This is a genomic window from Rhizobium pantanalense (assembly GCF_030182525.1).
In the GTDB taxonomy this organism is placed as follows: Bacteria; Pseudomonadota; Alphaproteobacteria; order Rhizobiales; family Rhizobiaceae; genus Rhizobium.
In genome coordinates this window covers 654,672-676,892 of record NZ_JAQJCH010000001.1, presented here as the reverse complement: position 1 = coordinate 676,892, position 22,221 = coordinate 654,672, and the positions used below count along the sequence as shown (strand labels likewise).

Sequence of the window (22,221 nt, the reverse complement as noted above, 5' to 3'; positions counted from 1 at the left end):
GGCTGAACCCGCGGCTACTTGCCGGCCATTGCCGATGCGCTGGTCATCGGCGCAGTGGTCGTCGAGGGTGTCGGCGCAACACAATCGGAAATCGATTGATTTTCCTTGCAATTGCGCGCCGAGACCAGTGCGTCGGCATCGGCAAGCTCCGTCGTCAGCCTCAGCCTCAACGCGTCCATCTGCGAAATCAGATGAATCCCGTTCGGGTCGGTTCCAAGCATCAGATCGACAAGTCCCCGGTCCACGCCCATCTTGTCAAGGAAGTTGACCAGCCTGGTCCTTTGCGCCTTGTCGAGCTTGGTCGTATCGTATTTGCCGACGAATTTGCGGCCGATTTCCTTCTTGGAGATGACCTTGCGCTTGCCATCCACCATCTCATATTCGGTGCGGTACTGGACGCGTACCTCGCTGTAGGTCGTTGTAATCTGATGAACGCCCAGCAGTGCGAAGGGGCTGGAAACGCGCTGGGCACCGCCTGCAAAAAACAGCGGGCAGGCCGAAAAGCAGATTGCGCCATCCGAGAATGGCTGCCCCGTGATCGAGCCGTCCTTTGCAAAGGCTGCTGAGCAGATCGGCTCGGCATAGGGGCATACCCGCGAGCGGGTGCGGCCGACTGCGATCGAAAGCTTCTGCTTGCGAATGATGCGAGCCATCTCCATCGCCGCCTTGACATCGCCACCCGGCGAACTGACGACGATGGGCAACTTGCGATCGCCGACCTGTTTCAGGATTTTCTGTAGCTTCCGCGGCGTGTCCGCCATGATCTGCCCTTCGGCGGAGATCCAGTCCGGGCAAGTGTTATCGGCCCGGCACTGGCCCATCTCGCCGTGAACGAGCAAAAACCGCATCGGCGTGCCGCCGGCAACGCCAGCCGCTTCGGCAAGCGCAGGCGAAACAAGCAGTAGCGAAACGCCGGTGACGAACCACAACAGCGTTTGACAGCAGCGCGCCGCGAGCTGCGGGAAGAAGCGAAAATTCATGAGCCATACGCCTGCAAGCGATTACTTTGGCATGACCGATAGCAACCGCTTTGGGCCTTCGCAAGGCGCGCCGACGCGGCAACGCATCATTTGATGAAACTCCCGGCCGCTTGCACCCATGCAAGAGCTGGCGACGAGAAAATGAGCACTGCCGGGGCCGCAGGAACGAGAGATGGAACCGAACTGACGCTGTGACAAACGGTTAATCCTAACATGAAGCGTGGGACAGTTTTGGATCAGGCCGCAGGTGTCTGCCAGCTCCAGACTGCCCTGTTCAAAACGCACATTTAGACCTCATTTTGACCTGGCAAATGCGCTTCGCCGAGTTGCTCCCTAGCTGCCGAGCTCGACGCAAAATGTACGGCTCCGTCGAAATTAGACTAACGGAAACGCTATTTTTACGCTTAATGACCATTTTGGGCGAAAATTTTCGTAGTTTTGCATGTCTGAATATTAAAATATATGAAAATGAAATTATTTCTGGTTCTGTGGTATTTTTGCGTCTAGCATTCACTCATAAATCCGGTATTTGATAACGATAACACGCTTTGGGCGCTTCACTCATATGTCCTATATCATTACTGCCGAGAGACAATTGCTGCTTTCTGCCGAGCTGGCTGCTGCTCGGACACAAGCGGCCTTTGCACTGGCCCTGGAACGTACCGGGTCAGCTTTTGGCTTCAGCCATATGGCTCTCATGAACGCCCCAGTTCCCGACGACACGATGATGACGCCGTTGCTCATCGAAGGCACGGTGCCGGCTCAGTTCGTCCGTGAATTTGATCGTCATCAGCTCGTTCGCCGTTGTCCAATGCTGTTGCGCACGCGCGATTCGGTCATGCCACGCTCCTGGCATCTGCTGGAAAAGGACGCCGAACCCGACGCGGATTTGCCGCGCGAACTTCGCACGCTCTTGATCAACTACAATTGCCCGATGAGCGTCGTCATTCCGGTCAACGCCCCGGATGGTCAACGCCTTGTCTTCTGGTTCATGGGCAATCGCAACAGTCTCGGCCAGAGCGAGATCAACGAACTCACCCTGATCATGCTGCAGGCGCTCGATGCTTATAATTGCCTCAAGCGCAACGACAGTGCCGCGCCGCACTCGCTTTCGGCACGTGAGCTGGAAGTGGTTCGCTGGACCGCTCAGGGGAAGACCTCGGTGGAGATTGGCCAGATCCTCACCCTCTCCGACCATACGGTCAACGCCTATATGATGAATGCGATCAAGAAGCTCGATTGCGTCAACCGCACACAGCTCGTCGCAAAAGCCATCCGCCTGAAGCTGATCAGCTAGGCGAGCCTTCGCTCGAGCACCTCCGGACTGAGCCCGACGACCAGGCCCAGCGTCTATACGCGCCCGCCGCGCCGGAATGGACTGCAGTCCACTTCTTCTTTAGCGACCACCCAGAACCGTACGGATTTCGACGAGGCTCGAACGTACCCGCAGAATATGGAAGCCCATGGTCGCAAGATGGCTCGGCATGAAGGAGCTGTCTTCCGGCCCATTGGAAATGATGAAGGGCTGAATGCGCAAGGCAGTCTGCAATTGCGTGGTGACGTCAGCCCAAAGCGTGCCAACATTGCGCTCGGCTATCACCTGCTGGAAATCCGAGCGGGCCGCCATCAGAATGCCGTAGCTCGCGTAAAGCTGACCATAGGCGAACCAGAAGCGATCGTCAGCCCGCGTATCCAGCCAGCCGTAGCTGTGATCCCCGGCACGCTTCGCCAATATGTCTGCAGTGCTGCCGAGATCGTTGGCAATGTGGTCGACGAACTGGAGAAGATTGTCGGCGCGCCCATCGAAAATTGCCTTGCAGTTGCCGAGGTCGCTATTGAAGCTGCGCAGATTGCTCATCGCGGCGCGATAATAGCTTGGGCTCGGCGTCTTCGGCCCGAAGGGATGCAGGCCGAAATACCAGCTGGACTCGTCAAATTGCAGGTTGCCGCGCGCCTTCTGCAGATCGCTGTTGATGCCGGAGGTTCCGCGCACGCGGCCGAGCGTATCGACCAGCTCCGCCGAGGTACGACGAACGACGGAATTGATGCCCCGCTGGAAGGAAGCCTTGTTGTCGAGGAAGGGCGTGTCATCCCACGAAATGCCGAAGAAGCCGAGCTTGTAGAGCAGCATCGAGGAAATCCAGGCATTCTGGTTGACGTTGAAATCGATCAGATCGGTGGCAACGTCGACGACAGCCGAGGTTTGGCAGGTCTTGGGCGCCGTTGCTCCCGCCTGCTGTCCCTCGATCGCAGGCAGCTCCTGCCCGGCGGAATATTTGCGCTCGGAAAATTTGTAGACATCCGGATAGGCCGGATTGAACCCTGTCCAGACCTGCGTCTGCCAAACGAAGTAGATATAGAGCAGCGCCATCAGCGTCACGAAGGCGGCGACAGGCAACTTGATCAGCCAGTTGCGCTGCCGATACCAGCCATGAACAGCAAGAAACGGCCAGCTTAACCCGACGAAAACCAATCCCAGCCACCGTACGATAGCGCCCCAGATCCGCTTGAAGAACGCCGTGATCGAGTCAAGCATGGACACGCCTCCTAAACCGTACCGCGCATCCCGCCGACACGCAAAGGACGCACCACACCAAACCTGCGCGATGGACATCGCGACAATCGCCGCGGCCCTCGGATCGTTAAGTCCTTATCGCCATTCACGTTCCAGCAAATATGTGTTCTTGGGAAAAACAACAACCGTCCGCATGGAATTTTCGGTGCCAAGCTACAATCAATCCTCAGGTTGCGCCTCTTCCGCCGCTCCGCTCGGGTCAGTGGATGCGGGTAGCGGATGCGGCTCCAGCCGTCTTTTGAAGACGGCATCGACATGAGCTTTGCGCACGGCAAGGTCATGCCCCGCCAGCACATTCGCCTCGAACGCCTGGATCAGGCTCTCGACCGCTCCCGTTCGCGAAACCGTGGTCGATGCCGGCACCGCTTCCGCCGCCAATGCCTTGAGCAAGGCAATCCGTTGCTCGATATCGATGGTCAGCTTAGCGGCCATAGCGCCGATGGCGGCGATCTGATTGTTCAGGGCGATCGCCAGCCCTTCATAAATGTCTATAAGACGCTGTCGCGCGGTCCGGCGGGATTGAAGCTCCTGTTCTTGACGCCGAATATCATCCTGCTCCAGCAAGAGAGCACAATAGTCCCCTTCGAGCTCGGACTGCAGATCGGCATGGCGCGAGGATGGGCGGTTGCGCCGCTGATACATGAGCTTTTCCGCAAGGGCATCGGCCCGGCGCTGCATCTCCTCTATATCGAAATCGAGTTTCCGCCGGCGTTCGATCACGCCTTCCAGCTGTAGTTCGCAGTCATGAAAGCATCGGGAGAATATGGGTCTCGCCTGCTTGAAAAGAAGATCGAGTTCGGCCGATACGCTAAGGATCGTATCGAGATCGGCGCTGATAGCCTCCGGCTTCATCGGTCCACGCGCCAGCGTCCGGCTGAGCAGGCTTGCATTTTCAAGACCGAGCTTCTCGTTGAACAATCGGCGATGCTGCAAGTCCGCCTCCTCGGTCGCATGATCCAGCTCTTTGACCAGCGACAGGGCGGCTGACTTCCACCGATCGAGCAATTCGACCGCTTCGCGGACAGACGCTTCTTCGACAGGAAAATTGACGACTTCGACGCGCTCGCCCTCCCTGGCGTGGTCGGCGAGCGTCGCCACGGCCGAATTCGCGTCGTTCAGGGCGTCATCGAGCGTCGTTCGCGCCTTATCGAGCATGCCATCGAAGGAATGAGGCCTGACCATGAAGCTTCCCTCCCCTACCTTTGGCGCGAGACTAGCCGCTTCCTGAGGCGAAGGAAATGCTCGAAAACTATTGGGCAGCGGCTGGATTCTTCAGATAGGCAATAAGGTTGTCGAGGTCCTTGTCGTTTTTCAGACCCGGGAACGCCATCCGGGTGCCTTTGACGAGGAATTGCGGCGCCGGCAGATATTTCCGCAGCAGCGCTTCATCCCAGACCTTGCCGTCCGCACCGAATGCCCTCATCGCCGGTGAATAGGCATAATCCGGCTTACTTGCGACGGCTCGCCCGACGACCCCCATCAACGAGGGGCCAACGCGATTGTCGGGCCCGGTCGCCGTGTGACAGGCTCCGCATTTCTTGAAAACGACGGCACCCGCGACGACATCGCCATCTGCGAGCACGGAAGAAGTCGAGGCAAGCACGATGACCGCCGACACCAGACATTGCAGTTTCATCGTCTCTCCCGATCAGCCTCAATAGGCAATCACATGCCAAAGATAGTCCGCACCGCTATCGAAAGCCTGCATGAGTGGCTGTTTCACTCGCAGGTAATCGCCTCCTCCCAATGGCGACGGCAAAGCGAGACATATTTGTCGCTACCGCCGATCTCGATCTGTGCGCCTTCACGGACGACATTGCCGGCGGCATCGAGCCGCACCACCATCGTCGCCTTGCGTCCGCAATGGCAGATGGTGCGCACCTCCCGCAATTCGTCGGCGATGGTCAGCAGCTCCTGCGATCCCGGAAACAGATGTCCATGGAAATCCGTGCGCAGCCCGTAAGTCATGACCGGAAGGCCGAGGCGGTCGACGATATGGGCAAGCTGCCAAACCTGCTCGCGCGTCAGAAATTGCGCCTCGTCGACGAAGACGCAAGCAAGCGGCTCGCTTGCATGCATTTCATCGACCATCGCATAGAGATCATCGCTGGTTTCGAAGGGCAAGGCATCCATGGTCAGGCCGATGCGCGAGGCGATCGTGCCACGCCCGGCGCGATCGTCGAGGGCTGCAATGAAGGCTGCGGTGCGCATGCCGCGCTCCTGATAATTATAGGCAGCCTGCAGCAGCATCGTCGATTTGCCGGCATTCATCGTCGAATAATGGAAGTAGAGCTTGGCCATGACATTCTCCTTGAATGCTTCATGGGTGCTGCGGGACGATAAGGAAAGATGGTCGCGGCGAAAACCACAGGATTCCGGCGTGCTTCACCTAGGGCGCAAAAGCCTTGGCCACCAGCGGACATAAAAAGACGGGCGTCGCATTCAGCCCCCTCAAACCGCCGCAAATACACTGTGGTCGCTTGAAAATGTCAGTTATTGATGGTTGCTTGGGAACGTTAGACTGGGAGTCACGCAATGATAAAAATGACCCTTACTGCATTCGCTTTCGCCTCAACTCTCTCCGCACTGACATTGGGCGCCACCGCGGCCTCCGCAGCCGAGCCGGCAAGCTGTAGCACTGTACATTTCGCCGATGTGGGCTGGACCGACATCACTTCCACCACGGCCACCGCCTCCATCCTCCTGAAGGCGCTCGGCTACGACACCGACGTCAAGGTTCTCGCCGTGCCGGTGACCTACCAGTCGCTGAAGAACAAGGACATCGATGTCTTCCTCGGCAACTGGATGCCCTCCATGGCCGAGAACATCAAGCCGTTCGCCGCGGACAAGTCGGTGGAAACCGTACGCGCCAATTTGGAAGGCGCCAAATACACGCTGGCGACCAATCAAAAGGGCGCGGATCTCGGCATCAAGGACTTCAAGGACATCGCCGCCCACAAGGATGAGCTTGACGGCAAGATCTACGGCATCGAGCCGGGCAATGACGGCAACCGGCTGGTGATCGACATGGTCGACAAGAACACCTTCGGCCTCAAGGGCTTCGAAGTGGTCGAATCCTCCGAACAGGGCATGCTCGCTCAGGTCTCCCGCGCCGATAAGGAAGGCAAGCCGATCATCTTCCTCGGCTGGGCCCCGCATCCGATGAACACCACCTACAAGATGACCTATCTCACCGGCGGCGACGACGTGTTCGGACCGAACTTCGGTGGCGCGACGGTCTATACCAACGTCCGGGCCGGCTACTTGCAGGAATGCCCGAATGTCGGCACCTTCGTTAAAAATCTCGTCTTCTCGCTGCCGATGGAAAACGAAATCATGGGCAAGATCCTGAATGACGGCAAGGATCCGGAAGTCGCAGCAACGGAATGGCTGAAGGCCAACCCCGCAGCAATCACGCCGTGGCTCGCAGGCGTCACCACCAAGGATGGCGGTGATGGCCTGGCGGCGGTCAAGGCCAAGCTCGGCCTGTAATAAATGGATGGATGGAGGGGCGGCCAAACCGCCCCTTTCTCTTCCTTGAACGGACTGCTTGCTTTCGCGTCCCGCCATCCCCGGACAATGGTCCGCTTGGCGTGACAGACCGTTATTCTTCGGTGGCACTTCCGGAACCATAAGTAACAATCGGAAAACGCCGCCCCCAATCATGGGCAAAGACGTGAACTGGTTAACCGATTACCGCATCCCCATCGGGCCATGGGCCAAAGCCGTCGTCGACTGGCTGACGAGCAATGTCACATGGTTCTTCGACGGCCTTTCCTTTGTTGTCGCGCATGGAATCAACGGACTGCTGTTCCTCTTGCAGGCACCACATCCGCTGATCGTCGTCGTTGTCTTCACGGCAATCGCCCACTGGATGCGCCGGAGCGTCACGATTACGGTTCTCACCCTGATCGGCCTGCTGATCACCATCAACCAGGGTTACTGGAAAGAGACGACCGAGACGCTGGCGCTGGTGCTGGCTTCCACCTTCGTCTGTATGCTGGTCGGCGTCCCCCTCGGTATCGCGGCGGCCCGACGTCCCTGGCTCTACGCCATCATGCGGCCGATCCTCGATCTGATGCAGACCATCCCGACCTTCGTGTATCTGGTGCCGGCAATGATCCTGCTCGGCCTTGGCATGGTCCCGGGCCTAGTCGCCACCGTCGTCTTTGCTCTTCCCGCACCGATCCGCATGACACGCCTCGGCATCATTTCCACTCCCCCTTCGCTGGTGGAAGCGGCCGAATCCTTCGGCGCGACACCCCGCCAGGTTCTGCGCAAGGTCGAGCTTCCCTTTGCCACGCCGCAGATCATGGCCGGCCTGACGCAGACCATCATGCTGTCGCTCTCGATGGTCTCGATCGCCGCCCTCGTCGGCGCCCCGGGTCTCGGCGTGCCGGTTCTGCGCGCGCTGAATAGCGTCAATGTCGCCAAGAGCTTCGATTCCGGCGCCTGCATAGTCATTCTTGCGATCATTCTCGATCGTATGTTCCGCGCGCCCGGCGAAGGAGACCGCTCATGACCGTCGCCGTTGATTTCAAAAATGTCAGCATCATCTTCGGGGATCGTCCCGATGCCGCCCTGAAACTCGTCGACGAAGGCAAGTCGCGCGACGATATCGGTAAATCCACCGGCATGGTGCTCGGTGTTGCCAATGCCTCGCTGGAAATCGAGGAAGGCGAAATCCTGGTGCTCATGGGCCTGTCCGGCTCCGGCAAATCGACGCTGCTGCGCGCCGTCAACGGCCTGGCGCCGGTCGTGCGCGGCGAGGTCTCCGTCAACACCAAGAACGGCGCCGTCAGCCCCTACTCCTGCAGCCCAAAAGCCCTGCGCGACCTGCGCATGCATACCGTCTCCATGGTCTTCCAGCAGTTCGCGCTTCTGCCCTGGCGAACGGTGGCCGACAATGTCGGCTTCGGGCTTGAGCTTGCCGGCGTTCCGGACGCCGAGCGCAAGAAGCTGGTCGACGAACAGCTGCAGCTCGTCAATCTCACGCAATGGGCCAATCGCAAGGTCAACGAGCTCTCGGGCGGCATGCAGCAGCGCGTCGGCCTCGCCCGTGCCTTTGCGACCGGCGCGCCAATCCTGCTGATGGACGAGCCGTTCTCGGCCCTCGATCCGCTGATCCGCACCCGCCTGCAGGACGAGCTTCTGGAGTTCCAGCGCCGCCTGAAGCGGACGATCCTCTTCGTCAGCCACGATCTGGACGAGGCATTCCGCATCGGCAACCGCATCGCCATCATGGAAAGCGGCCACATCATCCAGTGCGGAACGCCACAGGAGATCGTAAAGAACCCAGCCGATCAATATGTGGCCGACTTCGTACAGCACATGAATCCGATCAGTATGCTGACGGCACGGGACATCATGCAACAGGGCGTCGGACACTCGGCCAATGCCGGTTCCGTCACCGCCACGGCAACCGCCGCGACGCCGCTCATCGATATTCTTGACGCACTGACGCGCCAGCCGGGCAATATCGGCGTTGTTGACAATGGCACGATTATTGGAACGATCTCGGCGCAAGACGTTGTGTCGGGTCTCACCAGCCACCGGCGAAAGGAGTAGTCGTTCGCGACTGCTCCTCAATTCATGGAGCCGTTAATGAACGACAAACCATCGGTGATCAGGGAAACGGATGAGGATGCGCGCATTCAGGCACGCGACCTCATGCACAAAGCCGCACATGCGGCCTTGGCCGTCATCGACCCCGAAACCGGCTTTCCCTCCGTCAGCCGTGTCCTGATCGCCATGGATGCCGATGGCGCTCCGGTCATCCTGGTCTCCGGCCTCTCCTCCCATTCCAAAGCTTTGATGAAGGACAGCCGCGCTTCGGCGCTTTTTGGCGAGCCCGGCAAGGGCGACCCTCTCGCCCATCCCCGCCTGACCTTACGCTGCAGCGCAGAGCGCATCGATCGGCAAAGCCAAGCGCACGATCGCATCCGAGCGCTTTTTCTCGATCGCCACCCGAAATCCAACCTCTATATTGATTTTCCGGATTTCTGCTTCTTCCGCCTCGTTCCGCTCGATGCCAGCCTGAACGGCGGCTTTGGAAGGGCTTACATCTTGTCCTCAAAAGACCTGATGATGCTTTAAACCGAAAACAAAATCCGGCGGCAATAAAATCATACAATAGTGCGAGAATTAGTAGGTGGACAGCCTGACGTAGAAACAGCCAATATTCCCAGGTTGCAAATCCGTGGTGACCAAAATTGGCATGTTTGCGGCTCCGAAACGATAAGAATCGACCTATTTTGGTCTAATTTAGCCCCTGGATGGAACGCTGGAGACCTCAGCATTATCGCTGAGGCATCATACGTACATACCTAAAACAGCATACTCGATACCTTAAATTTAGGTATATACAATCTTCGACCCCTCTTGGTATTGTTAGATATCGGTTTGGACCGGCTTGGAAATAGCACAGTTTCTGATGTACGCTCCGCATTGGGAAGATTAACAGATGAAGACAAGAGATTTGGCCGAACACTCTAATGTTGCGGCAGCATTATTATCAGCAATGGCGAACCCGAAGCGTCTTTTGATCCTTTGCAGTCTCGTTAAGGGTGAAGTTCCTGTTGGCGTTCTTGCCAATCAGGTCGGACTGAGCCAATCAGCACTTTCTCAGCATCTTTCGAAGCTTCGCGCTCAGAAGCTGGTCAAGACGCGTCGTGATGCTCAAACGATTTACTACTCCAGCACATCAGAATCCGTGATCCGTGTTCTTGAAACGCTGGAAGACATTTATTGCGAGCCGGAAAAAAGTAGATCGGCTGCTTAAGAGCTTTCAATAGCTTAGGGCCTGTCGACAAACGATCTCTGGGGAACACTTTAGGCCCTGAAAGATCGACTTGCTTTCATCACCAGGTGTTTTACTGCTTTAACTGGCAAATCTTCGGATTTGCCAGTTTTTTCATGTCTGAACGAGCTCACATCCGTCTGCGGATGATCCTCGCCCAACGCCGCCGGCATGCTGCGATCCAATTCTGCCGCGCCCCAGCCTTCTTCCCCGACCCATCTTTGCCTTGACGCAAAAAGGCCGGCTGATAATTTGACCAAGCAGTAAATATAATCGCGCGGCGCCGCGCCGCGGTCGGGTAACAGGCCCCCGAATGGCCATTGGAGAACAGCATGTCGGACCGTTTGAATGCCACCCCTAACGATTTGCGCGCCTTCTGGATGCCGTTTACGGCCAACCGCCAGTTCAAGAAGGAACCGCGCCTCTTCGTCAGCGCCAAGGATATGTACTACACCACCCATGACGGTCGGCAGGTACTGGACGGAACTGCGGGTCTGTGGTGTGTGAACGCGGGACACTGCCGTCCGAAGATCACCGAGGCGATCCGCCAGCAGGCCGGCGAACTCGATTATGCTCCGGCCTTCCAGCTCGGCCATCCCAAGGCCTTCGAGCTTGCGAACCGGCTGGTCGATATTGCACCCGAGGGCATGGACCACGTTCTTTATACCAATTCCGGTTCGGAATCGGTCGAAACCGCGCTCAAGGTCGCGCTTGCCTATCATCGCGTGAAGGGTAATGGCTCGCGCTTCCGCCTCATCGGCCGCGAGCGTGGCTATCACGGCGTCAATTTCGGCGGCATTTCCGTGGGCGGCATCGTCACCAACCGCAAGATGTTCGGCACGCTGCTGACCGGCGTCGACCATATGCCGCACACGCATGTTCCCGGTAAGAACGCCTTCACGCGCGGCGAGCCAGAACATGGTGGCGATATCGCCACCGAGCTTGAGCGCATCGTCACGCTGCACGACGCCTCAACAATCGCGGCCGTCATCGTCGAGCCGATTGCCGGCTCTACCGGCGTGCTGATCCCGCCGAAGGGCTATCTGCAGAAGCTGCGTGACATCTGCACCAAGCACGGCATCCTGCTGATCTTCGACGAAGTCATCACCGGCTTCGGCCGCCTCGGCGCCCCCTTTGCCGCCCAATATTACGATGTGAAGCCGGATATCATCACGACCGCCAAGGGCCTGACCAACGGCGTCATTCCAATGGGTGCGGTCTTCGTCACCTCGGAGATCCACGACGCATTCATGCAGGGACCCGAGCATATGATCGAGTTCTTCCACGGCTACACTTACTCCGGCAATCCGATCGCCTCGGCTGCAGCGCTTGCGACGCTCGACACCTACAAGGAAGAAGGCCTGCTGACGCGCGCAGCCGAACTTTCCGACTACTGGGCCGATGCCCTGCATTCCCTGAAGGATTGCCCGAACGTTATCGACATCAGAAACACCGGCCTGATCGGCGCCATCGAGCTCGACCCTATCGCCGGCGAGCCCACCAAGCGCGCCTTCACCGCTTTCCTCAAGGCCTATGAAAAGGGCCTCCTGATCCGCACCACCGGCGACATCATCGCGCTCTCGCCGCCGCTCATCATCGAAAAGCATCACATCGACGAGCTGTTCGGCAAGCTCCGCGAGATCTTGCAGAATAATATCTAAGGCATAAGCTCGAACACATCTCCGCCCCTCACGCCTCCTTTTGCATTAGCAGAAGAGCTGGCATGAGGGGCGATCCATATGCGAGGGACAAACATGACCACCAAACTCGAACGCTATATCGACCAGGGCGCTGGCCGGGAGCCTGCGGACATTGTTCTCAAGAACGGCCGCTTCTTCGATCTGGTGACGGGAGAGCTGGTGGCCTCGGACATCGCCATCTGCGGTGACCGTATCGTCGGGACCTGCGGCGATTATCACGGTTGTGAGGAAATCGATATCGCCGGCCGCATGGTCGTACCAGGCTTCATCGACACCCATCTTCACATCGAATCCTCGCTGGTGACCCCGCTCGAATTTGACCGCTGCGTCCTGCCCTATGGCGTGACCACCGCCATCTGCGATCCGCATGAAATCGCCAACGTGCTCGGCACCGAAGGCATACGCTACTTCCTCGACTGTTCGCTGGAAACCATCATGGATATCCGCGTCCAGCTTTCCTCCTGCGTGCCGGCAACGCATCTGGAGACCTCGGGTGCCGATCTGCCGATCGAGACGCTCCTGCCGTTCCGCAATCATCCGCAGGTGATCGGCCTTGCCGAATTCATGAATTTCCCCGGGGTGATCCATAAGGATCCCGTCTGCATGGCGAAACTCGAAGCCTTCCAGGGCGGCCATATCGATGGCCACGCGCCGCTTTTGCGCGGTAATGACCTCAACGGCTATCTCGCAGCCGGCATTCGCACGGAGCATGAATCGACAACCGCCGAAGAGGCACTGGAGAAGATCCGCAAAGGCATGCACGTGCTGGTGCGTGAAGGTTCCGTTTCCAAGGATCTACACGCGCTGATGCCTGTTATCACTGAGCGCCTGTCGCCTCATCTGGCGCTTTGCACCGACGATCGTAACCCGCTCGATATTGCCGAACAGGGCCACCTCGATTACATGATCCGCACGGCGATCGCCCATGGCGTCGAGCCGCTGGCGATCTACCGCGCCGCCTCGATCTCGGCAGCCCGCGCCTTCGGTCTGCGTGATCGCGGTCTCGTAGCACCGGGCTGGCGCGCCGATCTCGTCGTCGTCGACAGCCTGGAAAGCTGCAAGGCCGAGATCGTCTTCTCCGCAGGCCGCCGTGTCACCGCTGAACTCTTCGCGACCCGCGGTTCGGTAGAGCCGGTCGGCCTCGACAGCGTCAAGGCCCGCCCGATCAACGCAGCCGATTTTGGCGTGCCGGTGACGGAGGGCGAAAGCTCCGTCATTGGCGTGACGCCTGGCAAGATCATCACCCAACATCGCCGCTATCGCCTGCCGACCAAGGGCAACCAGACCGATATCGACCTCGGCAACGATATCATCAAGGTCGCCGTCATCGAGCGGCACGGCAAGAACGGCAACCACGCCAACGGCTTCGTCCAAGGTTTTGGCTTGAAGAAAGGCGCGATCGCCTCGACCGTCGGCCATGACAGCCACAATATCTGCGTCGTCGGCGTCAACGAGGATGACATGGCGCTCGCCGCCAATCGCTTGAGCGACATCAACGGCGGCTTTGTCGTCGTCGAGGACGGCGTCGTGACCGGTGAAATCGCCCTGCCGGTCGCCGGCCTGATGAGCCTCGAGCCTTATGAAAGCGTGCGCGATACGCTGCACCATCTGCGCCAGGCGGCCTATGCCCTTGGCGCGACGCTGGAAGAGCCCTTCCTGCAGCTCGCCTTCCTGCCCCTGCCCGTGATCCCGCATCTGAAGATATCGGACAGAGGCCTGGTCGATGTGGACAAGTTCATGCTGATCGGCTGATCAGGCGAGCTTGCCGCAATAAACATCCAGAGCAGCAAGCGTTAGCGCTGCCCCGGCATCTGCCGTGTCAAACCCCGGCATGGCGATCGTCTTGCCAAGCTTGATGTCCTCCGGCAAGGCAACCTTCACAGGCTTGCGGGAGAGATTGAAGACAAAGAGCAGCGTCTCGTCACCCTTGGAGCGGGTGAAGGCGAGAACGTCCTCTTTTGTATCGAGGAAGGTCATGTCGCCATCGCGCAAAGCGGCATGTTCCGCACGGAAAGCCAGCGTCCGCTGGTAGTGATGCAGCACGGAATCCGCATCCGCCTCTTGCTTGTCGACGGCGAGCGCCGCATGCTGGTAGGGAACCGGCAGCCAGGACTTGTCGGCCGTGGTAAAGCCGGCATGGGCACGGCTCGCTTCCCAGGGCATCGGCGTGCGGCAGCCGTCGCGGCCCTTGAAGGCCGGCCAGAAGCGAATGCCGTAGGGATCGCGCAGATCCTCGAAGGCAAGCTCTGCCTCCGGTAGACCGAGTTCTTCGCCCTGGTAGAGGCAGATCGTGCCACGCAGGGTTGATAACAGCGAAATCGCGAGCTTCGCCACGCGCGGCTGTTCCTCCTCCGTCTCGGCAAAGCGGCTGACATGACGCTGAACGTCATGGTTGGAAAAGGCCCAGCAGACCCAGCCATCAACGACATTATCCTGGAAATCGCTGACGCAGCGCCGGAAATGCGCCGGCGTGAAATCGGGACCCAAAAGATCGAACGTGTAGCACATGTGCAGCTTGTCGCCGCCGCTGGTATAGGCCGCAACCGTCTCCAGCGAGCGCACGCCGTCACCCACTTCGCCGACGGTCGTGCGGTTTTCGTATTGATCAAGCAATGCCCGCAACCGCTTCAGGAAGCCGATATTCTCCGGCTGCGTCTTGTCGTAGAGATGGTTCTGCATCCCGTAGGGGTTGGTTTCGGGCGCGTCGAGCCCGCCGGTCGCGACGAGCGCCGGCGGATTGTCGCGAAGCTTCTTGTCGCAGAAATAGTAGTTGACCGTATCCAGGCGGAAACCATCGACGCCGCGATCGAGCCAGAATTTGACGGCCGCCAATACCGCATCCTGAACGTCCGGATTGTGGAAGTTCAGATCCGGCTGCGATGTCAGGAAGTTGTGTTGGTAATATTGCCGGCGCACGCCATCCCATTCCCAGCCGGGGCCGCCGAAAATCGACAGCCAGTTGTTCGGCGCCGTGCCGTCCGGCTTCGGATCGGCCCAGACATACCAATCCGCCTTGGGATTGTCGCGGCTTGTACGGCTTTCGACGAACCAGGGATGCCGGTCGGAAGTGTGCGAGATGACCTGATCGATGATGACCTTGAGGCCGAGTTCGTGCGCTGCCGCCATCATCTCGTCGAAATCGGCAAGCGTGCCGAAGATCGGATCGACATCGCAGTAATCGGCGACGTCATAGCCCATATCGGCCATCGGCGAGGTGAAGAACGGCGCCAGCCAGATCGCGTCGACCCCGAGTGCGGCAATGTGAGGCAGGCGCCGGGTGATCCCCTTGATGTCGCCGAGCCCGTTGGCATCCGTGTCCTGAAACGACCGCGGATAGACCTGATAGATCACAGCCCCGCGCCACCAGTCGGCTCCCGCCGCTTTATTCGTCGATTTCATCAAACCGCCTCGATATCGCACAAGGCCTGCCAGTTTGCACACTCGGGCGCAGGCGGCAAGCCGCAAATCGGTCATCCGAAAAGCTCAACCACCGGCGGATAAATTCGCAGTATCAATTTTAGCGAATTACCAATATGAAAGTTCACACGCTAAGCATGCCCGACTTTTTTTAACTTGAAAGCGACGTCGCTTTCGATAACTTCGCGCATTGACCTGCACGTACAGGTCACCTGCGGATCAAAAACACCCTTGTAAAACAAGGACAAGAACTCCAGAAAGGTGGGAAAACATATGGCGCACATCACCAGAAAATTTATCGCTGCGGCTTTCGTCAGCACGATATTGAGCGTTTCCGCGCATGCCGCGACCCTCAATATCCACAACGGCGGCGACCCGACTTCGCTCGATCCGCAAAAAATTTCCGGCGATTGGGAGAACCGCATCGACGGCGATATCTTCGAAGGGCTGGTGACCGAGGACCCCAAAGACAACCCAATTCCCGGCCAGGCCGCAAGCTGGACCATTTCCCCGGATCAGAAGGTCTATACTTTCAAGCTGCGTGACGGCATCAAGTGGTCCGACGGCCAGCCGGTGACGGCTCAGGACTTCGTTTTTGCCTTCCAGCGCCTGATGGACCCGAAAACCGCAGCCCAGTACGCCTATCTGCAATACACGATCCTGAACGCGGAAAAGATCAACAAGGGCGAGATCAAGGACCTGACACAGCTCGGCGTCAAGGCGATCGACGACAAGACCCTGGAAATCACGCTTGAGAATCCCACCCCCTACTTCCTCAACGCGCTGATGCACTACACGGCCTATCCGCTGCCGAAGCACGTCGTGGAAGCCAAGGGCGACCAATGGGTCAAGATCGGCAACATCGTCACCAACGGCCCGTACAAGCCCACCGAATGGGTGCCCGGTTCGCATGTCAGCATGGTCAAGAGTGATCAGTATTATGACGCCAAGGACATCAAGATCGACAACGTCAACTATTACACGCTGGAAGATCAGGCCGCTGCCCTGAAGCGCTATCGTGCCGGCGAATTCGATATTCTGACCTCGTTCCCGGCCGATCAGTATGACTGGATCCAGAAGAATCTTCCTGGTCAGGCGCATGTGGTGCCGTTCCTTGGCACCTACTACTACGTCATGAACGCCACCAAGCCGCCCTTCAACGACAAGCGCGTGCGTCAGGCTCTCTCCATGGCAGTCAACCGCGAAGTCATCGGCCCGAAGATCCTCGGCACCGGTGAACTGCCGATGTATTCCTGGGTCCCGCCGGGCACCGCCAATTATGGCGAGCCGGCCTATGTCAGCTGGAAGGATGAGCCCTACAAGCAGAAGGTCGAAGAAGCAAAGAAGCTTCTGAAGGAAGCCGGCTTCGGCCCCGATCATCCCTTGAAGGCTCAGCTGCGCTACAACACCAACGACAACCACAAACGCATCGCCGTTGCGATCGCCGCCATGTGGAAGCCGCTCGGCGTCGATATCGAGCTCTACAACACCGAAACCAAGGTGCATTACGATGAAATGCAGCGTGGCGAGGTGCAGATCGGCCGTGCCGGCTGGCTCGCCGACTACAACGACCCGATCAACTTCCTGAACCTGCTGTCTACCGGCGTCGAGATGAACTACGGCCGTTGGAGCAACAAGGACTACGATGCTCTGATCAAGCAGGGCAATGAAGAGATCGATCTGAAGAAGCGCGCCGAGATCTACAAGAAGGCCGAACAGCTGGCCCTCGACGACAGCGCCGCAATCCCGATCTACTACTACGTTTCCCAGAACATCGTCGCCCCGAAGGTCCAGGGCTTCGTCGACAATATCCAGGACATCCACCGTACGCGTTGGCTGTCGATCAAAGAATAATTGGGAACAGGCTCCCTCCCGGACACAACCGGGAGGGAGCCGTCTAAGACCATGTTTGGCTACGCTCTCCGTCGTTTGCTGTCGACAATCCCCGTCTTGTGGATTGCCGTGACAGTGTGTTTTTTCATTCTGCGCCTCGCTCCCGGCGGCCCCTTCGATGGCGAAAGGCCATTGCCGCCGGAAGTCAAAGCCAACCTCGCGGCTCACTACAACCTCGATAAGCCCCTGGTTGAGCAATACCTGATCTATGTCGGCGACGTCATGAAGGGCGATCTTGGCCCCTCCTTCGCCAATCAGGACTTCACCGTCACCCAGCAGATCATGTCGGGCTTCCCCTACACGCTGACCATCGGCGGCGCCGCTTTCGTGCTCGCGACCATCGTCGGCATCTTCATAGGCTGTCTCGGGGCGCTTTATCAAAACCGCGCGGCCGATTACTGGCTGGGCGGAGGTCTTCTCATCGGCTTGGTCATGCCGAGCTTCCTGATCGCGCCAATCCTGCAGCTCATCTTCGGCAACACGCTCGGCTGGCTGCCGGTCGGTGGCTGGGGGGACGGCTCGATCAAGTTCCTGATCCTGCCCATCATCGTCCTGACGCTGCCGCATGCGGCACGCATCTCGCGCCTGATGCGCGGCTCGATGATCGAGGTGATGGGCCAGAACTTCATCCGAACCGCCAAGGCCAAGGGTATCGGCCCGCGACTGACGATCATGCGCCACGCGCTGAAGCCGGCCATGATGCCCGTCGTCTCCTATCTGGGACCCGCGGCAAGCTATCTGCTTACCGGTTCGCTGGTGGTCGAAAGCATCTTCGGCCTCCCCGGCGTCGGCCGCTACTTCGTCGGCGCGGCGCTGAACCGTGACTACGGCATGGTCCTCGGCACGGTCATTTTCTACATGGTCCTGATCGTGGTCCTCAACCTGCTGGTCGACATCGCCTATGCCTGGCTCGACCCGAAAGTGAGAATGCGATGATCCTCAATTCCGCCAAGAGAGAATTGCTGGAAGCGGAATTGCTTTCGGCAGAAGGGCTCGCACCAAAGGGCCGATCCCTCACCGGCGACGCGATGCGTCGTCTCCTGCGCAACAAGGCAGCGGCACTTTCGCTGTTCATACTGGCCGCGCTGGTGCTGGTCGCCATATTCGGCCCGTATTTCCTGCCCTTCAACTACGAGGATCCGGACTGGACGTCCTTCCGTGGCGCTCCGGATTTCGCCGCCGGCCACTATTTCGGCACCGACGGCAACGGCCGCGACCTGCTGGCGCGCACGCTCTACGGCACCCGCGTCTCGCTGACGGTCGCACTTGTCGCCACCCTCGTCTCGGTCGTCATCGGCGTGCTCTATGGCGCCGTTGCAGGTTATTTCGGCGGTCGCGTCGACGCGATCATGATGCGCTTCGTCGATATCATGTACGCCCTGCCCTACGTCCTTTTCGTCATCCTGCTGATGGTGATCTTCGGCCGCAACGTCTATCTGCTCTTTGCGGCGATCGGTGCGCTGGAATGGCTCACCATGGCGCGTATCGTGCGCGGCCAGACCTTGTCGATCAAGCAGCGGGAATTCATCGAGGCCGCACGCGCTTCCGGGCAGCGGTCGTTCAAGATCATCCTCAAGCACATCGTGCCGAACCTCGTCGGTCCAGTCGTCATTTACGCGACGCTCACTATCCCGGAAATCATCGCGACCGAGAGCTTCCTGTCCTATCTCGGCTTCGGTGTTCAGGAGCCGCTGACGTCGCTCGGTACGCTGATTGCCGAAGGTTCGGCCGGCATGGAGACGACGCCCTGGCTGCTGTTCTTCCCGGCCGGCTTCCTGGTCGCGCTGCTGATGAGCCTGCTCTTCATCGGCGACGGTCTGCGCGACGCATTCGATCCGAAGGATCGCTGACATGACAGAAACACTTCTCGAACTCAAAGACTATTCGATCACCTTCCGCACGCCTGAAGGCGAAGTGGCCGCGGTCTCGAAGATGAACCTCAAGATCGGCCGCGGCGAACGTATCGCCGTCGTCGGAGAATCCGGTTCCGGCAAGAGCCAGACCTTCCTCGGCCTGATGGGCCTGCTCGCCAAGAACGGCCGCACCAGCGGCCAGGCGCTGCTCGACGGCAAGGATCTGCTGACCCTGAAGCCGCGCGAACTCGACCATGTGCGCGGCAAGGATATGGCCATGGTCTTCCAGGACCCGATGACCGCCCTTAACCCATCGCTGCGCATCTCGCGGCAGCTGACGGAGCAACTCGAGGTCCATGGCGGGCTTTCGGCGCGTGCCGCCTCGGCAGCAGCGCTCGACATGCTGAAGCGTGTCGGCATCCCCGACCCGACCCGCCGCTTCAACCTATACCCGCACGAGCTTTCGGGCGGCATGCGCCAGCGCATCGTCATCGCCATGGCGCTGCTGACCAAGCCGAAGCTCCTGATCGCCGACGAACCGACCACGGCGCTCGACGTAACGATCCAGGCGCAAATCCTCGATCTCTTCAATGAGCTGACGGCGGAAATGCACACGGCGCTCGTCATGATCACCCATGACCTCGGTGTCGTCGCCGGCCTCGCCGATCGCGTCGCCGTCATGTATGCCGGCCGCATCGTCGAGGAAGCACCGGTCGAGGAGCTGTTCGAAAATCCGGCCCACCCCTATACGGCGGCGCTTCACTCGGCGATCCCGAGGCCGGACCAGGATGTCGACGACCTCACCGTCATCCCTGGACGGCCGCCGAACCTGATGCACCTGCCGCGCGGCTGTGCCTTCTCGCCGCGCTGCGCCCATGTGCAGGACGACTGTCTGGATGCGGCGCCGCCGCTCGATCCGCTGGCGCCGCGTCGCTGCGCGGCCTGCTTCCACCCCCTTTCGGCTAATCAGGAACGGAGCCTCGTCCATGGCTGAGCAAACGCTTCTGAAGGTCGAGCATCTGACGACCGAATTCGAGCTGCCGTCGAAGTCCCTCTTCAAGCCGCCGCTGATCCTGACTGCGGTCAACGATGTCAGCTTCGAGCTGAAGACCGGACGCACGCTCGGCATCGTCGGCGAATCCGGCTGCGGCAAGTCCACGCTCGGCCGCTCGATCCTGCGGCTGATCAAGGCGCAGAAGGGCCGCATCCTCTGGCAAGGCGGCAACCTGCTCGATCTCACCGAAGAGGAAATGCGCGCCGCCCGCCGCGACATGCAGATCATCTTCCAGGATCCGATCGCCTCGCTCGATCCGCGCATGACCGTGGGTGACATCATCGCCGAGCCGCTGACCGTCTTTGAACCGAAACTGACCCGCGCTGAGCGGCAGGATCGCGTTCGGGAGATCATGGCGGCCGTCGGCCTCGTTCCGGAGATGATCAACCGCTATCCGCACGAATTCTCGGGCGGACAGGCGCAGCGTATCGGCATCGCCCGCGCCGTCATCACCCGGCCGAAGCTTATCATCTGCGACGAACCGGTTTCGGCCCTCGACGTCTCGATCCAGGGGCAGGTCATCACGCTCCTGCGCCGCCTGCGCAAGGAGTTCGGCCTCACCCTGATCTTCATCAGCCACGACCTCTCGGTCGTGCGCCTGATCTCGGACGACGTGCTGGTGCTCTACCTCGGCAAGGTGGTGGAAGCGGGCGAAGCCGCGACGGTCTTCGATCATCCGGCCCACCCTTATACGCAGGCGCTGTTCTCCGCCGCACCAATCCCCGACCCGAAACTGGCGCGTGGCCGCGAGCGCATCCGCCTGCAGGGCGATCCGCCCTCGCCGCTCAATCCGCCGCCGGGCTGCGTCTTCTCGCCCCGCTGCTGGAAGGCGACCGATGTCTGCCGCACGAAGATGCCGCCGACGGAACAGGTGCGCCCAGGCCAGACGGCCGCCTGCTATCATATGGATCGGCCATAAATCAGCTCCAGCAGAAGTGGACGGCGGCAACCGCCGTCCACCTTGCCCCAGCCGCCGCTTGCGCGTATGCAGCACCAAGACAAAATGCAGGAGGCAGTCTTGGGCGGGCGTTTTCTATCGATCGGCGAATGCATGGTGGAACTGTCGCAGGCCGATGACGGGCACCTGCGCAAGGGCTTTGCCGGCGACACTTTCAACACCGCCTGGTATGCCCGCGCCTGCCTGCCTGAGGACTGGGCGATCGATTACTTCACCGCGCTCGGCGACGATGCCATGTCCGACGAGATGATCGCCTTCATGGACGGCGCCGGCATCGCCACGGATAGCATCCGCCGCCTTCGCGGCAAGACGCCCGGCCTCTACATGATCAATCTGAAGGATGGCGAACGCTCCTTCAGTTATTGGCGCGACAGCTCCGCCGCCCGCCAGCTCGCCGCTGATGGCGATGCCCTGCGCGCGGCAATAGAGGCGTCCGACGTTCTCTATTTCTCCGGCATCACACTGGCGATCCTGCCGCGCGAAGACGCCTTCACGCTTCTGGCGGAGCTGCGTCGCGCCAAGGCTGCCGGCAAGCTGGTCGCCTTCGATCCGAACCTGCGCCCTCGCCTGTGGTCCAGCCTCGACGCCATGCACACCATGATTTCGGAAGGCGCACGTGCCGCAACGCTTGTCATGCCGAGCTTCGACGATGAAGCCATCCATTTCGGCGACGATTCGATCCCCGCCACCATCCGCCGTTACCGGCAGTACGGAGCCCAGATGATTGTCGTCAAGAACGGCGCCGAGGGCGCGACCATCGGCGACGGAACCGATGAAACCCTCGTTCCGGCGGTCAAGGTTGCCAAGGTCGTCGACACCACGAGCGCCGGCGACAGCTTCAATGGCGCATTTCTGGCTCACTATCTGCAGCATCAGGATGCAGTCGCCGCCGCCGGCTTCGCTGCCAAGATCGCGGCAAAGGTCATTCAGGAATACGGTGCACTCGTCTCGCCCGAGAAGCTGAAATCCATCCACTAGAGCCGGATGTCGTC

20 protein-coding genes are annotated in these 22,221 nt (G+C 59.7%); 14 read left to right on the top strand and 6 right to left on the bottom strand.

The window, feature by feature from the left end; genetic code table 11:
- Positions 1-14: 14 nt before the first annotated feature.
- A complete protein-coding gene (locus PH558_RS03230) occupies positions 15-980 on the bottom strand; it encodes a COG3904 family protein (protein ID WP_285202154.1) in 966 nt (321 codons plus the stop codon).
- Positions 981-1,545: 565 nt separating this feature from the next.
- Between PH558_RS03230 and PH558_RS03225 the strand changes: the two genes are divergently transcribed.
- On the top strand, positions 1,546-2,277 hold the full coding sequence (locus PH558_RS03225; protein WP_285202153.1) for a helix-turn-helix transcriptional regulator: 732 nt from the start codon (positions 1,546-1,548) through the stop codon (positions 2,275-2,277).
- A gap of 99 nt (positions 2,278-2,376) precedes the next feature.
- Here PH558_RS03225 and PH558_RS03220 read toward each other — a convergent pair whose 3' ends face one another.
- From PH558_RS03220 to PH558_RS03205, 4 genes are all read right to left on the bottom strand, one after another.
- Positions 2,377-3,516, bottom strand: a complete 1,140-nt coding sequence (locus PH558_RS03220) for a DUF2333 family protein (protein ID WP_285202152.1) — start codon at positions 3,514-3,516, stop codon at positions 2,377-2,379.
- A gap of 198 nt (positions 3,517-3,714) precedes the next feature.
- Positions 3,715-4,737, bottom strand: coding sequence for a hypothetical protein (locus PH558_RS03215; protein ID WP_285202151.1), 1,023 nt, complete (start codon positions 4,735-4,737; stop codon positions 3,715-3,717).
- A 67-nt stretch (positions 4,738-4,804) separates the two neighbouring features.
- Positions 4,805-5,191, bottom strand: coding sequence for a c-type cytochrome (locus PH558_RS03210; RefSeq protein WP_285202150.1), 387 nt, complete (start codon positions 5,189-5,191; stop codon positions 4,805-4,807).
- Between the two features lie 83 nt (positions 5,192-5,274).
- Positions 5,275-5,856, bottom strand: coding sequence for a thymidine kinase (locus PH558_RS03205; protein WP_095435456.1), 582 nt, complete (start codon positions 5,854-5,856; stop codon positions 5,275-5,277).
- Between the two features lie 234 nt (positions 5,857-6,090).
- Between PH558_RS03205 and PH558_RS03200 the strand changes: the two genes are divergently transcribed.
- The 7 genes from PH558_RS03200 (at position 6,091) to ade (ending at position 13,806) form a co-directional block, all read left to right on the top strand.
- Positions 6,091-7,047 carry a choline ABC transporter substrate-binding protein gene (locus PH558_RS03200; protein ID WP_145316474.1) on the top strand — a complete coding sequence of 319 codons (957 nt, stop codon included), beginning with the start codon at positions 6,091-6,093 and terminating at the stop codon, positions 7,045-7,047.
- Between the two features lie 172 nt (positions 7,048-7,219).
- On the top strand, positions 7,220-8,077 hold the full coding sequence (choW, locus tag PH558_RS03195; RefSeq protein WP_095435458.1) for a choline ABC transporter permease subunit: 858 nt from the start codon (positions 7,220-7,222) through the stop codon (positions 8,075-8,077).
- On the top strand, positions 8,074-9,123 hold the full coding sequence (choV, locus tag PH558_RS03190) for a choline ABC transporter ATP-binding protein (protein WP_285202146.1): 1,050 nt from the start codon (positions 8,074-8,076) through the stop codon (positions 9,121-9,123). Before choW ends, choV begins: the two co-directional genes overlap by 4 nt.
- Before the next feature lie 36 nt (positions 9,124-9,159).
- Positions 9,160-9,651: a HugZ family pyridoxamine 5'-phosphate oxidase gene (locus PH558_RS03185; RefSeq protein WP_095435460.1), complete on the top strand. Its 492-nt coding sequence runs from the start codon at positions 9,160-9,162 to the stop codon at positions 9,649-9,651.
- A 367-nt stretch (positions 9,652-10,018) separates the two neighbouring features.
- Positions 10,019-10,336 carry an ArsR/SmtB family transcription factor gene (locus tag PH558_RS03180; protein ID WP_015340680.1) on the top strand — a complete coding sequence of 106 codons (318 nt, stop codon included), beginning with the start codon at positions 10,019-10,021 and terminating at the stop codon, positions 10,334-10,336.
- A gap of 350 nt (positions 10,337-10,686) precedes the next feature.
- Complete coding sequence (gene aptA, locus PH558_RS03175; RefSeq protein WP_113408107.1) at positions 10,687-12,015, top strand: omega-aminotransferase AptA; 1,329 nt, start codon at positions 10,687-10,689, stop codon at positions 12,013-12,015.
- Positions 12,016-12,108: 93 nt separating this feature from the next.
- Entirely contained in the window at positions 12,109-13,806 is a 1,698-nt protein-coding gene (gene ade / locus PH558_RS03170) for an adenine deaminase (protein WP_285202145.1), read from the top strand.
- Here the strand turns inward: ade and bglA are convergent, their stop codons facing one another.
- Positions 13,807-15,453 (bottom strand): beta-galactosidase BglA, encoded by a 1,647-nt coding sequence (gene bglA, locus PH558_RS03165; protein WP_285202144.1) that lies wholly within the window; start codon positions 15,451-15,453, stop codon positions 13,807-13,809.
- Positions 15,454-15,744: 291 nt separating this feature from the next.
- On the opposite strand from bglA, the gene PH558_RS03160 reads away from it, so the two are divergent.
- The 6 genes from PH558_RS03160 to PH558_RS03135 all read left to right on the top strand — a co-directional run bounded on the left by PH558_RS03160 (position 15,745) and on the right by PH558_RS03135 (position 22,207).
- A complete protein-coding gene (locus PH558_RS03160) occupies positions 15,745-17,325 on the top strand; it encodes a peptide ABC transporter substrate-binding protein (RefSeq protein WP_285202142.1) in 1,581 nt (526 codons plus the stop codon).
- 51 nt (positions 17,326-17,376) lie between these two features.
- Positions 17,377-18,300, top strand: a complete 924-nt coding sequence (locus PH558_RS03155) for an ABC transporter permease subunit (protein WP_112340638.1) — start codon at positions 17,377-17,379, stop codon at positions 18,298-18,300.
- Positions 18,297-19,214, top strand: coding sequence for an ABC transporter permease (locus tag PH558_RS03150; RefSeq protein WP_285202141.1), 918 nt, complete (start codon positions 18,297-18,299; stop codon positions 19,212-19,214). The genes PH558_RS03155 and PH558_RS03150 overlap by 4 nt, the downstream gene beginning before the upstream one ends.
- Position 19,215: 1 nt before the next feature.
- Complete coding sequence (locus tag PH558_RS03145; RefSeq protein ID WP_113408109.1) at positions 19,216-20,211, top strand: ABC transporter ATP-binding protein; 996 nt, start codon at positions 19,216-19,218, stop codon at positions 20,209-20,211.
- The gene (locus PH558_RS03140; protein ID WP_285202139.1) at positions 20,204-21,190 is read left to right on the top strand and encodes an ABC transporter ATP-binding protein; all 987 of its coding nucleotides are present in this window, start codon (positions 20,204-20,206) and stop codon (positions 21,188-21,190) included. Before PH558_RS03145 ends, PH558_RS03140 begins: the two co-directional genes overlap by 8 nt.
- Positions 21,191-21,289: 99 nt before the next feature.
- On the top strand, positions 21,290-22,207 hold the full coding sequence (locus PH558_RS03135) for a sugar kinase (protein WP_285202137.1): 918 nt from the start codon (positions 21,290-21,292) through the stop codon (positions 22,205-22,207).
- Positions 22,208-22,221 lie beyond the last annotated feature (14 nt).

Bases quoted from the DNA above. Each gene is read 5' to 3' on its own strand.
- PH558_RS03230 (WP_285202154.1), bottom strand. From the start codon at position 980: ATGAATTTTCGCTTCTTCCCGCAGCTCGCGGCGCGCTGCTGTCAAACG.
- PH558_RS03225 (WP_285202153.1), top strand. From the start codon at position 1,546: ATGTCCTATATCATTACTGCCGAGAGACAATTGCTGCTTTCTGCCGAG.
- PH558_RS03220 (WP_285202152.1), bottom strand. From the start codon at position 3,516: ATGCTTGACTCGATCACGGCGTTCTTCAAGCGGATCTGGGGCGCTATC.
- PH558_RS03215 (WP_285202151.1), bottom strand. From the start codon at position 4,737: ATGGTCAGGCCTCATTCCTTCGATGGCATGCTCGATAAGGCGCGAACG.
- PH558_RS03210 (WP_285202150.1), bottom strand. From the start codon at position 5,191: ATGAAACTGCAATGTCTGGTGTCGGCGGTCATCGTGCTTGCCTCGACT.
- PH558_RS03205 (WP_095435456.1), bottom strand. From the start codon at position 5,856: ATGGCCAAGCTCTACTTCCATTATTCGACGATGAATGCCGGCAAATCG.
- PH558_RS03200 (WP_145316474.1), top strand. From the start codon at position 6,091: ATGATAAAAATGACCCTTACTGCATTCGCTTTCGCCTCAACTCTCTCC.
- choW (WP_095435458.1), top strand. From the start codon at position 7,220: ATGGGCAAAGACGTGAACTGGTTAACCGATTACCGCATCCCCATCGGG.
- choV (WP_285202146.1), top strand. From the start codon at position 8,074: ATGACCGTCGCCGTTGATTTCAAAAATGTCAGCATCATCTTCGGGGAT.
- PH558_RS03185 (WP_095435460.1), top strand. From the start codon at position 9,160: ATGAACGACAAACCATCGGTGATCAGGGAAACGGATGAGGATGCGCGC.
- PH558_RS03180 (WP_015340680.1), top strand. From the start codon at position 10,019: ATGAAGACAAGAGATTTGGCCGAACACTCTAATGTTGCGGCAGCATTA.
- aptA (WP_113408107.1), top strand. From the start codon at position 10,687: ATGTCGGACCGTTTGAATGCCACCCCTAACGATTTGCGCGCCTTCTGG.
- ade (WP_285202145.1), top strand. From the start codon at position 12,109: ATGACCACCAAACTCGAACGCTATATCGACCAGGGCGCTGGCCGGGAG.
- bglA (WP_285202144.1), bottom strand. From the start codon at position 15,453: ATGAAATCGACGAATAAAGCGGCGGGAGCCGACTGGTGGCGCGGGGCT.
- PH558_RS03160 (WP_285202142.1), top strand. From the start codon at position 15,745: ATGGCGCACATCACCAGAAAATTTATCGCTGCGGCTTTCGTCAGCACG.
- PH558_RS03155 (WP_112340638.1), top strand. From the start codon at position 17,377: ATGTTTGGCTACGCTCTCCGTCGTTTGCTGTCGACAATCCCCGTCTTG.
- PH558_RS03150 (WP_285202141.1), top strand. From the start codon at position 18,297: ATGATCCTCAATTCCGCCAAGAGAGAATTGCTGGAAGCGGAATTGCTT.
- PH558_RS03145 (WP_113408109.1), top strand. From the start codon at position 19,216: ATGACAGAAACACTTCTCGAACTCAAAGACTATTCGATCACCTTCCGC.
- PH558_RS03140 (WP_285202139.1), top strand. From the start codon at position 20,204: ATGGCTGAGCAAACGCTTCTGAAGGTCGAGCATCTGACGACCGAATTC.